This window comes from Acidobacteriota bacterium (assembly GCA_020845575.1).
Taxonomy (GTDB): Bacteria; Acidobacteriota; Vicinamibacteria; order Vicinamibacterales; family Vicinamibacteraceae; genus Luteitalea.
Window position 1 is genome coordinate 1 of the sequence record JADLFL010000040.1, and the last position, 12,676, is coordinate 12,676.

Genomic DNA, 12,676 nt, shown 5'->3' on the forward strand with positions numbered 1-12,676 from the left:
CCGCGAATATTGCTCGATATTCTCAGTCGTCGCGCCTTGCGGATCGGGGCGCCTCGTCGGTCTCGGTGCACGCCGGGACTTCCACCACGGGCTGCTAACGCTGCGCGGCGAGCTCGCGGTACGTCGTCAACCTGATTCCGCGGCGCTCGATGACGGCGCGGACCTTCGGACTCGTCCACATCTCGACGTTGCCGCTGCGATCGGCCGCGACGTACTCGTAGCCCGGATGACCGATCGCGCGCATCTCCGGGTCGTCTGTCGACGCGTGGTCGATGTGGAGCCACAGGCCGGGTTCGAGCGTTTCGAGGCGGGCGGCCAGCTTGTCTGCCTTCACGGCGCCGGTGTCCGTGCCGTCGTAGACGCGGCCGATCGACTTCACGCCGACGTCGAACGGCTGCAGGAGACCGTACTCCTTCGACAGGCGCGCCACGAGGTCGCGCACCTCCGGCGCCAGCGACGTGAATCCCATGTGCGCCCACGTGTAACTCACGCGCGGGATGTGCCGCTTGGCCGTCGTGATCTGCGCGCGCAGTTCGCGTTCGATCTCATCGAGCTTCCACTGCGATTCCTTCAGGCTCGTGCCCGCTGCGTAGCCCTGTCGCGGCGAGACCAACGGAAAGAAGTACCCGTTCTCGTCCACGATGCTGGGCGCTGGCGTGAGCGGGCGCCACTTCACGTTGGTCCATTCGCTGGTGAGCGCGAGATGCACGCCGACGTCGAGATCGGGATGCTCGCGCAGCATGGTGACGGCCTCGGGGAACCACGGACCCGGCACGATGACGTTGGTCGTGCGCACGACGCCATCGCGATAGGCGGCGATGGTGCCGACGTTCACGCCGTGCGCGGCGCCCATGTCGTCGCCCTTGACGATCAGGCGAATCTCGTTCGAGCCGGCAGGCTGCAGCAGCAAGGCCACGAGGAGCAGCGGAATCAATCGCATGGCGCATCGTAATGCCGAATGCCGAATGACGAATGCGGGCAATGACCAATGACGGCAAATGCCGAATGCTTGCCGCGCCGTAGCCCGGAAGCGCGGGGCGCGACGTCCGGGCGAAGGCGGGTCGGAGTAGAGTGGCGCGCATGGATACGCTGCGGGTGGGCCTGCGCATCGGGGCGATGGTCGGGGTGTTGAGCGCCGGACCGGTGATGGCGCAGGTCGTCGTCACGCCGTCGGCCGACGGCGTCGCTGTCGACATCGACGGCAAGCCGTTCACTGTCTTCCATACCGGCGGCAAGGATCTGAACCGCGTCTACCTCCATCCGCTGCGCGCGGCGACGGGTACGGTGGTCAACAGGTCGGTGCCGCCCGGACAACTGCCAGGGGAGACAAAGGACCATCCGCATCACGCAGGGCTGTTCTACGGACACGGTGACGTGAACGGCTTCAACTTCTGGGCGATCCGCAACGAGCCGCCGGGCAACGCCGACGTCCCGGCGTCGACGCTCGGCCGCATCGTGCTGTCTGGCCCCGTCGAGACGACGAGTGGTCCGGCCACCGGCACGATTGCCGCGCGCCTGCAGTGGCTGCAGCCCGACGGGACGCCGCTCCTCGTCGAGACGCGCACCATGACCTTCCATGCTCACCCCACGCTGCGCATCATCGATGTGGACATCACGCTGCGCGCGCTGGCGCGCGCCGAGTTCCGCGACACGAAGGAAGGCACGTTCGCGATGCGCATGGCGACCGAGCTCGACGAGCCGCCCGCGACGGCCAAGCCCGGCGCGCCGCGACGTACGGGCCGTCTGCTCAACTCGCGCGGCGGCGTCGGCGAGAAGCAGGTGTGGGGGAAGCAGGCTGAGTGGGTCGACTACGCGGGCCAGATCGGTACTGAGGCCGTGGGCGTGGTGATGATGGACCACCCCGGCAACCCGCGCCATCCCACGTACTGGCATTCACGCGGCTACGGCCTGCATTCCATCAATCCGTTCGGTCTGCACGATTTCCTGAACGACAAGACCCGGAACGGCGGCATGACCATCGATGCCGGGCAGGAAGTGCGATTCAGGTACCGCGTCGTGATCCATCCGGGGCTGTCGGCGGCCGCGCTTGCCGACCTGTATCGAGACTATGCACAGGGCCGTGCTCCGAGCCGGTGATCGAGCCTCCTCTTTGCAGGATTGAACCCTGGCACGGTCTGTGCTCGTCTATGTCGCCATGATTCGCGCACTCAACGCCGCTGATGTGGCCGTCAGGCCCGATGGCGACCAGTGGGTCGTGCTGGACCATGCCAACCGCTGGGCCTCCGATCGCCGGTATTCCCTGCGTTCTTCCGCCATTCGTGCCGGGCTCCTGCTCGCGCGCGACACCGGCGGTGCCTTGTGGATTGCCCGCCGCCCGCGTCCCTCGCGGGTTCGCGCCCGGTCGCGCCGCACACACTGACGCCGCTTCTCCGACCGCCCTGTCGGCGGGGCCGACACATACACAGACATGCCGCGATGCCGGGAAAGCCGCGACAGCCGTCGCTGGCGGTAGGCCCGGCTCTCCGGCCCCTGCACCATGGAGGAGGTCGGCGGCTACCCCGAGGTGGGGGGGGGGGCGTGTCTGAGCCGTGGGTTGAAACCCCTGGCCTCCAGATGAGGACCTGCCGGCCGTTCGGTTGCCGGTTGCCGGTTGCCGGAGACAATCACTACATGACCCGCTTTCCGACTCGCGTCTGGGCCACGATCCGGCGGTACGGGTTGCTGTCCGAGGGGGATCGGGTGCTCGTGGCCGTGTCAGGCGGAGTGGATTCGGTCGTCCTGCTGCACGTGCTGGCGGCGCTCGCGCCGCGGGCGGGTGTTCGGCTGGCGGGGGTGGTCCACGTCCATCACGGCCTGCGGGGCGCTGCGGCCGACGCCGACGCCGCCCTGTGCGAGCGGCTGGCAACCGACCTCGGTCTGCCGTTCGATCTGGTGCCCGTCGACGTCGCTGGCGAGTCGACTCGCCGCAAGTGGTCGCTCGAGCGCACGGGGCACGCCCTCCGGCACGCGGCGCTCCGGCTCGTCGCCCGCCGACGCCTGGCCACCCGGATCGCACTCGGTCATACGCTCGACGACCAGGCGGAAACGGTCGTGCTCCGGCTCCTGCGAGGGGCCGGGACGCGCGGACTGGCTGGCATGTGGCCGAGCCACGGCCCCGTCATCAGGCCGCTGATCGGGTGTCGGCGCGTCGAGGTGGAACAATACGCCGCCACGCGGGGTCTCATCTGGAATGAGGATGCGTCCAACGCGGATCCCGCCATCCCGCGCAACCGCGTGCGCCACGACGTCCTGCCTGCCTTGATTGCCGTCGCCGGATCTTCATTGCCAGCGCGGCTGGCCCGCCAGGCCGACGCGTGGCGAGACGATGAGCAGTGGCTGGCGGCGTGCGTGGCCGTGGAGCTTCCGTCGGTGCTGACACCGCATGCCGACGGTGGCTGGCTGCTGGATCTGCGCCGGCTCGACGCGTCGCCGCCCATGCTCCGCCGCCGCGTCAGGATGGCGAGCCTGGAGCAGATGCTGCCGCGCGGCGCGGTCACCCTGTCGCGCGTCGACGCCTTGGAGCGGCTGGAGACGCTGCGTGATGGCGGGCGGGGCCGGCTGGGGCAGCTCACGGTGACCCGCGTCGGGGCACGGCTGAGGTTCGAGACCGATGGTGACGGCCAGGTTCAGCCTTCGACTCCGCTCAGGCCGAGACGGGCGGCCGCTGTCCCGGGCGAATGCGCGTTGTCCGTCCCGGGGATGGCGGTCGTTGGAGACGGAGGGATGCGCGTGGAGGCGATGGTGGTGCCGCGTGCCGAGTGGGACGCGGATCGACGGTCGGGGCGCGCCGCCGGAGCGACGTGGGCCGCGCTCGACGCCGATCGCGTGGGGCCGGCGATGGTGGTCCGGAGTCGTCGCGCCGGAGATCGGATGCGGCCGCTGGGCGCGCCCGGCAGTCAGAAGATTCAGGACCTGATGGTGAACAGGAAGGTCGCGCGCCTCGACCGCGACAGCGTTCCCGTCATCACGACCGCACGCGGACAGATTGCGTGGGTGGTGGGCCTCGCAGTCAGCGAGGCCTTGGCAATCCAGCCACAGACGACCGGCGTGCTACTCTTGCAAGTCACGCGGTCAGGAGGAAAGGCTTGAACTCGACGCTTAGGAGCCTGCTCTTCTGGATGGTGCTCGTCATCGTCGGGGTCTTGATCTGGAACTACTCGCAGACGTTTCAGGGCCGCGAAGAAGTCATCCCATTCAGTCAGTTCGTACAGCAGCTCGACTCGAACAAAATCGACAAGGTCACCATCACGGGGCAGGAGATCGTTGCCTCGTACAAGGATGGTGAGCGGGTCCGCACGTACGCGCCGAGCCAGTACGAGGGCCTCGGGAACAAGCTCGTCGCCAACAAGGTCGTCGTAGAGGCCAAGGAGGAGACCGGCAGCCCCTGGGCGACGTTCCTCTACATGTGGGCCCCGATTCTGTTGATGATCGGGTTCTGGGTGTTCTTCATGCGGCAGATGCAGAGCGGGGGCAACAAGGCCCTGTCGTTCGGCAAGAGCCGCGCGAAGCTCTCGTCGGGTTCGCAGAAGAAGGTGACGTTCAAGGACGTTGCCGGCGTGGACGAGGCGAAAGAGGAACTCCAGGAGATCATCGATTTCCTGAAGGAGCCGCAGAAGTTCCAGAAGCTCGGCGGCCGCATTCCGAAGGGCGTGCTGCTCATCGGCCAGCCGGGCACCGGCAAGACGCTGCTGGCGCGCGCGGTGGCCGGTGAGGCCAACGTGCCGTTCTTCTCGATCTCGGGCTCCGACTTCGTCGAGATGTTCGTCGGCGTGGGCGCGAGCCGCGTGCGCGATCTCTTCGAACAGGGCAAGAAGAACGCGCCCTGCATCATCTTCATCGACGAGATCGACGCCGTGGGTCGTCACCGCGGCGCGGGCCTCGGCGGCGGACACGACGAGCGCGAGCAGACGCTGAACCAGCTCCTGGTGGAGATGGACGGCTTCGAGAGCAACGAAGGCGTGATCCTGGTGGCCGCCACCAACAGGCCCGACGTGCTCGACCCGGCGCTCCTGCGTCCGGGTCGGTTCGACCGCCGCGTGGTGGTGGATCTGCCTGACGTGCGTGGTCGTGAGCAGATTCTCGCCGTCCACACCAAGAAGATCCCGCTCGGCGACGATGTGAAGCTGAACGTGATCGCCCGTGGCACGCCGCGCTTTGCCGGCGCCGACCTCGCGAACCTGGTCAACGAGTCGGCCCTCATCGCCGCTCGCCAGAATCGCAAGGTCGTGACGATGCACGACTTCGAGATGGCCAAGGACAAGGTCATCATGGGTGTCGAGCGCAAGTCGCGGATCATCAGCGACGACGAGAAGCGCCACACGGCGTTCCACGAGGCCGGGCACGCGCTCGTCGCGGCGCTGCTGCCCAACGCCGTGCCGCTCCACAAGGTCACGATCATCCCGCGCGGCATGGCCCTCGGCGTCACGTCGTTCCTGCCCGAAGGCGAGCAGGTCGACTTCTCGAAGGACGAGGCCGAATCGCAGATCGCCGTCGCGATGGCGGGCCGGATCGCCGACGAGCTGTTCTGCAACACGAAGACCGCCGGCGCGCGCAACGACATCGAGCAGGCCACGGGCCTCGCGCGCCGCATGGTGTGCGAGTGGGGCATGAGCGACCTCGGTCCGCTCAGCTTCGGCAAGAAGGAAGAGCAGATCTTCCTCGGCCGCGAGATCGCCCAGCACCGCGACTACTCGGAGGCCACGGCCATCCGCATCGACGAGGCCGTCCAGGGCTTCGTGATGGAGGGCTACGACAAGGCCCGCGCCATCATCGAGCAGCACCGCGACGCGATGCAGCGCATCGCCGACGAACTGCTCGTGCGCGAGGTGCTCGACGCCGATCAGGTGCGCCGCATCATCGCGGGCCACTCGCTCGACGCGCCGGAGCCCGTTGTTCCCCCGGGAACGCCGTCTGAAGCGGCCCCCGAGGAACGGCGTCCGCGTCCGTCGATCGTGCCGGCCATGCCCCTGCCCAACAAGCCGCTCGCGCAGGAGTAGGGCTGGCCACCCCTCGCCGCCACTTCTCGCTCGCTCTCCCTGACGGTCGTTCGCTCGCCCTTGGCGAGCGGACACTCGTCATGGGCATCCTGAACGTCACTCCCGACAGCTTTTCCGACGGCGGTCGCCTCGTCGATGCGGCCGCGGCCGTCGACGCAGCCCTGGCGATGATTGCCGCCGGTGCCGGCATGGTAGACGTCGGCGGTGAGTCGACCCGGCCTGGGGCACGGCCCGTGGACGTCGCCGAGGAAGCGGCGCGCGTCGTGACTGTCGTGCGCGCCCTGCGCGCGCAGACGGACGTCCCGATCTCGGTCGATACCACCAAGCCCGCCGTGGCCCGCGCGGCGGTCGACGCGGGCGCGTCCCTCATCAACGACATCAGCGGACTGCGCCACGACAGCGGGATCGCGGGTGTTGCCGCGGAAACGGGAGCGGCGCTGGTGTTGATGCACATGCGCGGCACGCCCGCCGACATGTACCGCTACGCGATGTACACGGACGTGATGAGCGAGGTGGCTGACGAGCTGCGCTGGAGCGTCGACACGGCCCTCGCAGCCGGCGTGTCGCGCGATGCGATCGTCATCGATCCCGGCGTCGGGTTCGCGAAGCGGGCCGTCCACAGTTGGGACGTCGTGGCCCATCTCGACCACCCGGCGCTGCTGGCGCTGGACCTGCCCCTGTTGGTCGGCGCGTCGCGCAAGTCCTTCCTCCAGGACGCCATCGGCGAGTGCCCGGCCGCCGGGCGCGACGCCGCCAGTCTGGCCGTGGCGACCGTCGCGGCCCTGGCGGGCGTGCACATCGTTCGCGTGCACGATGTCTCAGGAAGCGTGCAGGCCGTGCGCACGGCAGATATGATCGTCGCCGCCGCCGCGTCGGGCTCGTCCTGACCTCACGCGGCGTCGATCGTCATGGATACCGTCATCTCGTGGGTCAACCGCACGCCCATCACGGGCTGGGACGTCGTCGACGTCCTGATCGTGGCGTTGATCATCTACGAGTCGCTGAAGCTCATCCGCGGCACGCGCGCGATGCAGATGGCGGTCGGGTCCGTGCTGCTCGTGGGCCTGTACTTCTTCTCGATCGCGGCGCCGCTCCAGACGGTCAACTGGCTGATCCGCAACATGATCGGCTACGTCGTGTTCGCGGCGATCGTCCTGTTCCAGAACGACATCCGGCGCGCGCTCGCGCACTTCGGCCGTACGCCCTTCGTGAGAGCGTTCTCCCGCACCGAGAACGACGACGAGACGATCGAGGAAGTGGTGACGGCGGCCATGCAACTGGCCGACAGGCGGACGGGCGCCATCATCGTGATGGAGCGCCAGATCGGGCTGCGCAACTACATCGAGAGCGGCATCCCGCTCGACGCGATGGTCACCCACGACCTGCTGGTCACAATCTTCCAGACGAGCGGCCCGCTGCACGACGGTGCCGTCATCATCCAGGAGAACAAGATCGCCGCGGCGTCCTGCTTCCTGCCGCTGACCGTCAGCCCGACGGTTGCGACGGCGATGGGCACGCGGCACAGGGCCGCCATCGGCCTGACCGAAGAGAACGATGCCGTCGCCGTCGTCGTGTCTGAAGAGACGGGACGCATCTCGGTGGCCATCGAAGGGCAGTTGCTGCGCGGCTTCACGGCCGAAACCCTGCGGGCTCGCCTGACCGAACTGGTCCTCCATCGCAAGTCCGGCCGTCGCGGCCGGCCGGTCCCCTGACCATGGCCCTGCGTCCCTTCGCGAACTTTCCGCTCAAGGTGCTGTCGCTGCTCGTGGCCATCGTGCTGTGGGCGGCGGTATCGGGCCAGAGCACCGTGGAGCGCAACATCCGCGTGCCACTGGAGTATCGCAACGTACCGGCGGGCATGGAGATGGTGGGCGATCCTCCCGGGTCGGTGGACGTCAGGCTGCGCGGATCGTCGGGGAACCTCGCGCGCGTGATGCAGGGCGACGTGGTCGCGGCGCTGGATCTGACCAACGCCAGGCCCGGGACGCGCATCCTCAACATCCATGCGAGCGAGGTCCGCGTGCCGTTCGGCGTGCAGGTGGTGCAGGTCACGCCGCCGGCGGTGTCGCTCGAGTTCGAGATGTCGGGGCAGAAGGTGGTGCCTGTCTCGCCCGTGGTCGAGGGCGACCCGGCGCCGGGATTCGTGGTGGGCCGCATCACGTCATCCCCTGCCACGGTGCAGGTACTCGGGCCTGTCGGGCGTCTCGAGGCCCTCGTCGAGGCGACCACCGAGCCCGTCCACGTCGAGGGCGCGCGCGCGCCGGTGACCGACAAGGTGACCATCGGCGTCGAGGATGCGTCGGTGCGCCTGCGCGAACCGCTGGCGGCCCAGGTCCACGTGGAGATCCTGCCCGCGCCGGTGCAGCAGTCGTTCACGGGCGTGCGGGTGTCGGCGATCAACGTCGAGCGCGGCCTCTCCGTGCGGATCTCGCCATCGACCGTATCGGTGGTGGTGCGAGGCACGCGCGAGCGCATCGCCGGCATGGAGGCCGACGACCTTCGTGCGTCAGTCGACCTGGCCGACGTCGGCCGCGGCCAGCACGCCGTGCAGGTCGTGGTCTCCAACCGGGAGGGCGTCGCCGTCGAGTCGGTCGAGCCCGCCACAGTGACAGTCCGCATCAAATGATGACCGGTGCCCCCATGAAACTCTTCGGAACCGATGGCGTGCGTGGCGTGGCTGGCGAGGTGCCGCTCGACGAGACCACTGTCACGCGTCTTGGCGCGGCGCTGGTCCGTGTGCTGCCACACACGGGACCGGTGCGAATCCTGACGGGGCGCGATACGCGTGAGTCGGGGTTCTGGATCGAGCGGACGCTGGCGCGTGGCGTGCGGGCGATGGGCGGCGACCTGCTGTCTGCGGGCGTCCTGCCGACGCCGGCCGTGGCCGTCATCACGCGCGCAGAGGACTTCGACGCCGGCATCGTGATCTCGGCGTCGCACAACCCGTATCAGGACAACGGCATCAAGGTCTTCTCGGGGCACGGGCAGAAGTTCGACGAATCGCTCGAACGCGAGATCGAAGCGCTGGTCGCCGATCCGCACTTCGTGGTGTCTGCCGAGGCGTCTGCCGAGATCGAGCCGCACGACGTGATCGAGACGTACATGCGCCACTGCCGCGCAGCGCTCCCGTCGCCGGGCGCCGTGTCGGGATTGCGCATCGGACTCGACTGCGCCAACGGCGCGACGACCACCGTGGCGCCGCGGCTGTTCCGCATGCTGGGTCTCGACGTGCAGGTGATCGGCAACGATCCCGACGGCCGCAACATCAACCTCGCGTGCGGTTCCACGCACCTCGAGGCCCTGCAGGCACTCGTGCGCGAGCACGGCCTCGCGATGGGCATCGCCTTCGACGGCGACGGCGATCGCTGCCTGATGGTGGACGACCAGGGCGCCGTGGTCGACGGCGACGCGCTCATGCTGATCCTCGCGCTGCACATGCAGCGCACGGAGGGCCTGCCGAAGGACACCGTTGTCGCGACGGTGATGAGCAACCTCGGACTGGAGCGCGCGCTCGCGGCGCACGGCATTCGCCTGCTCCGCACGTCGGTGGGCGACAAGTACGTGATGGAGGAGATCCGCGAGCACGGCTACGCGCTCGGGGGCGAGCAGTCGGGGCATGTGATCGTCGCCGAACACCTGTTCACCGGCGACGGCATCGTGACGGCGCTGCGCGTGCTGCGCGTGATGGCCGAGACGGGGCGATCGCTGCGCGATCTCGCGTCGGTGCTCGTCACCTATCCGCAGGTGCTCGTCAACGTCCGAGTCGGCCGTCGCGTGCCGGTGGCAGAGGTCCCTGCCCTTGCCGCGGCGATCGACAGCGTGGAGCGCCGACTCGGCACCGAAGGCCGCCTTCTCATTCGCTACTCGGGCACCGAGCCGTTGCTCCGCATCATGCTCGAAGGCCGAGACCAGCAGGAAATCGAACGCTGGGCCCGTGAGATCGCCGACGCCGCCCAGGCCGCCTTGAAGCTCTGACCTTCCTTCGTCCTCTCTCCTGCGTCCTCATGGCCCGTCTCTCCGTCAACGTCAACAAGATCGCCACGCTGCGCAACAGTCGCGGCGGGAGCATTCCGTCAGTGGTCGATGCCGCGCGTGTGTGCGTGGAGGCCGGCGCGCCCGGCATCACGGTGCACCCGCGTGCCGACGCGCGCCACATCACCTTCCAGGACGTCCACGACCTTCAGGATCTCCTCGAGCCCTGGAAGAACGTGGAGTTCAACATCGAGGGCGATCCGCGTCCCGACCTGCTCAACCTCGTCGAGCGCATCAGGCCGCACCAGTGCACGCTGGTGCCCGTACGGCCCGGCGAGATCACGAGCGAGGCCGGCTGGCCGCCTGACGCGGACGAAAAGGATCTGCGCGACGTGATTGCGCGCCTGCGCGGCCACGGCATCCGCGTGTCGCTCTTCATCGACGCGACGGACGCGGCGGTCAGATTCGCCAATCGCGTCGGTGCCGATCGCGTCGAGCTCTACACCGAGCCGTACGCGCGCGCGTTCGCGTCCTCGACGACGCCGCTGTCGGAGACGCTCGCCCCCTACGTCGCGGCAGCCAGCACGGCCGCGGATCTCGGCATGGGCGTCAACGCCGGACACGACCTCGACCTCGAGAACCTGCCCGACTTCGTGCAGGCGATGCCGCGGCTCGACGAGGTCTCCATCGGCCACGCCCTCATCGGCTACGCGCTCTACGTCGGGCTCCGCCAGGCCGTTCTCGAGTACCGCGAGGCCGCGGGAGATATCATCTAGGGTGGATGAAGTCTGAATCCTTGATTGCCGGAATCGCTGGCGCCCTGTTCGGGCTCCTGTGCGGATGGATGCTCGGGGCGCAACAGGTGAACCCCGCTCCGGGACCTGCCGTGGTGCAGGCGGCCCCGGCAACCGCCGGCGGGGCGGCGACAGGAGCGCCAGCGCAGGGCAGCCAGACGCAGCCGCTCGACGTGGCCCGGGCGCAGGCGCTCGAGAAGGAGGCCGCCGAGAAGCCGCGCGACGCGAGCGTGCGCACGCAGCTCGGCAACCTGTACTTCGACGCGGACCGCTATACGGACGCCGCGCGCTGGTACGAAGCGTCGCTCGCCATTGCGCCGGACAATCCCGACGTGAGCACGGACCTGGCCGTCAGCTACTACTACTCGAACCAGGTGGACCGCGCGCTGACGCAGTTCGCGCGCTCGCTGGAAATCAACCCGCGTCACTCGAAGACGTGGCTGAACCTCGGCATCGTGAAGGCCTTCGGCAAACAGGACCTCGTGGGGGCCGGCGAGGCGTGGACGCAGGTCGTGGCGCTCGCCCCGGCTGATTCGCCAGAAGCCCGCGCGGCCCGTCAGGCCCTCGACGGCCTGCGCTCGGCCCATCCGGAGGTTGCGCCCGGCGCGGCAGCCCCGGCATCGGCAACACCCGCATCCCCAGCGCCCTCGCAAGGATCCTGACAGTGCTCGGGTGGTTCCTGCGCCTCCTGCTCGTGTTCTTCGTCGTGCGGGCGGTGTTGCTGTTGCTCGGCGGCCTGATGCGCGGCATCGTGCGCGCGGCACAGGTGCCCGACGACGAGGGCAGGCAGGCGCCAGCAGGCCCCGGTCGCGTCGCGCGTTCCAACGGGACGCTCGTGCAGGATCCCGTCTGCGGCACCTACGTCCTGCAGGATCGCGCCCTCAGCATGCGGACGCCGACAGGCGACGCGTTCTTCTGTTCAGAGCGCTGCCGATCCGCCTATGATGCGCAGGCGGCGCGGGCCCGCTGAGGCCCGGATCCCGCCCGCTTCCAGGAACGCCAGTCGTGACGCCCCGCGAAGAACAGCTCCGTGCCGACATCTGTGAAGTGGGCCGGCGTGTGTACGCGCGTGGATACGTGGCATCCAACGACGGCAACATCAGCGTCCGCCTCGACGATCGTCACCTCCTCGCCACGCCCAAGAGCGTGTCGAAGGGGTTCATGACGCCGGACATGATGGTGGTCACCGACATGCAGGGCAACAAGGTGGCCGGCCATCGCGATGCGTCGACGGAGTTGAAGATGCACCTGGCCGTCTACGAGATGCGGCCCGACATCAACGCCGTCGTCCATGCGCACCCGCCGCTCTCCACAGGCTTTGCCGTGGCAGGCATCCCGCTCAACAAGTCGTCGCTCGCCGAGATCATCTTCTCGCTCGGGAGCGTGCCCATCGCCGAGTACGCCACGCCGTCAACGCAGGAACTGCCGGACGCGGTGAAGAAGTTCATCACGGCGCACGACGGCCTGCTGCTGGCCAACCACGGCGCGCTCACGGCGGGGCAGGACCTGATGAACGCGTACTTCAAGATGGAGACGATGGAGCATTTCGCGCAGATCACGCTGGTGGCACGCCAGCTTGGTGGCGAGAACCTCATCTCCCGCGAGGAAGTGGACCGCCTGCAGGGCCTGCGCGACTTCTACGGCATCAAGTCGCCCGCGCCGATCTGCACCGATCCCGCGGCGGTCGACCAGGCGGGCGTCACGTGCCAGTTCGTCGAGGCACCAGCCTCGGACGGGCCGCGGATCGTGCCGGCGCTCGCCTCTCCGGCAGGGGGCGGCACGGCCGGGGAAATTCGGCTAACATACCGCGAGCTTGCGGCCCTCATTGCCGATGCGGTACGCCAGGTGACGCGGGAGGACTGACCGCGCGTCACACGTGAGTCGTCGCCGCCGGACGGGCCCGGCCGACACACA

Annotated in this window: 13 protein-coding genes; 12 read left to right on the forward strand and 1 reads right to left on the reverse strand. The window is 68.7% G+C overall.

All coding sequences use genetic code 11. The features are described 5' to 3' along the window. Nucleotides 1-94: 94 nt before the first annotated feature. Nucleotides 95-940: a ChbG/HpnK family deacetylase gene (locus IT182_11120; protein MCC6163885.1), complete on the reverse strand. Its 846-nt coding sequence runs from the start codon at nucleotides 938-940 to the stop codon at nucleotides 95-97. A 140-nt stretch (nucleotides 941-1,080) separates the two neighbouring features. Between IT182_11120 and IT182_11125 the strand changes: the two genes are divergently transcribed. The 12 genes from IT182_11125 to IT182_11180 all read left to right on the forward strand — a co-directional run bounded on the left by IT182_11125 (nucleotide 1,081) and on the right by IT182_11180 (nucleotide 12,625). Beyond that, entirely contained in the window at nucleotides 1,081-2,097 is a 1,017-nt protein-coding gene (locus IT182_11125) for a PmoA family protein (protein MCC6163886.1), read from the forward strand. A 58-nt stretch (nucleotides 2,098-2,155) separates the two neighbouring features. Beyond that, nucleotides 2,156-2,380, forward strand: coding sequence for a hypothetical protein (locus tag IT182_11130; GenBank protein ID MCC6163887.1), 225 nt, complete (start codon nucleotides 2,156-2,158; stop codon nucleotides 2,378-2,380). 251 nt (nucleotides 2,381-2,631) lie between these two features. Next, complete coding sequence (gene tilS / locus IT182_11135) at nucleotides 2,632-4,089, forward strand: tRNA lysidine(34) synthetase TilS (protein MCC6163888.1); 1,458 nt, start codon at nucleotides 2,632-2,634, stop codon at nucleotides 4,087-4,089. Beyond that, nucleotides 4,086-5,996 carry an ATP-dependent zinc metalloprotease FtsH gene (gene ftsH, locus IT182_11140; protein ID MCC6163889.1) on the forward strand — a complete coding sequence of 637 codons (1,911 nt, stop codon included), beginning with the start codon at nucleotides 4,086-4,088 and terminating at the stop codon, nucleotides 5,994-5,996. Before tilS ends, ftsH begins: the two co-directional genes overlap by 4 nt. An 80-nt stretch (nucleotides 5,997-6,076) precedes the next feature. Continuing rightward, a complete protein-coding gene (folP, locus tag IT182_11145; protein MCC6163890.1) occupies nucleotides 6,077-6,883 on the forward strand; it encodes a dihydropteroate synthase in 807 nt (268 codons plus the stop codon). A 21-nt stretch (nucleotides 6,884-6,904) separates the two neighbouring features. Further along, a complete protein-coding gene (locus IT182_11150; protein MCC6163891.1) occupies nucleotides 6,905-7,708 on the forward strand; it encodes a TIGR00159 family protein in 804 nt (267 codons plus the stop codon). Nucleotides 7,709-7,710: 2 nt separating this feature from the next. Further along, a complete protein-coding gene (locus IT182_11155) occupies nucleotides 7,711-8,622 on the forward strand; it encodes a hypothetical protein (GenBank protein ID MCC6163892.1) in 912 nt (303 codons plus the stop codon). Between the two features lie 14 nt (nucleotides 8,623-8,636). Continuing rightward, on the forward strand, nucleotides 8,637-9,971 hold the full coding sequence (glmM, locus tag IT182_11160; protein MCC6163893.1) for a phosphoglucosamine mutase: 1,335 nt from the start codon (nucleotides 8,637-8,639) through the stop codon (nucleotides 9,969-9,971). Between the two features lie 29 nt (nucleotides 9,972-10,000). After that, the gene (locus IT182_11165; GenBank protein ID MCC6163894.1) at nucleotides 10,001-10,744 is read left to right on the forward strand and encodes a pyridoxine 5'-phosphate synthase; all 744 of its coding nucleotides are present in this window, start codon (nucleotides 10,001-10,003) and stop codon (nucleotides 10,742-10,744) included. 5 nt (nucleotides 10,745-10,749) lie between these two features. After that, nucleotides 10,750-11,424, forward strand: coding sequence for a tetratricopeptide repeat protein (locus IT182_11170; GenBank protein MCC6163895.1), 675 nt, complete (start codon nucleotides 10,750-10,752; stop codon nucleotides 11,422-11,424). 2 nt (nucleotides 11,425-11,426) lie between these two features. Continuing rightward, nucleotides 11,427-11,732, forward strand: a complete 306-nt coding sequence (locus tag IT182_11175; GenBank protein ID MCC6163896.1) for a TRASH domain protein — start codon at nucleotides 11,427-11,429, stop codon at nucleotides 11,730-11,732. Nucleotides 11,733-11,767: 35 nt separating this feature from the next. Further along, a complete protein-coding gene (locus IT182_11180; protein MCC6163897.1) occupies nucleotides 11,768-12,625 on the forward strand; it encodes a class II aldolase/adducin family protein in 858 nt (285 codons plus the stop codon). Nucleotides 12,626-12,676: the final 51 nt, after the last annotated feature.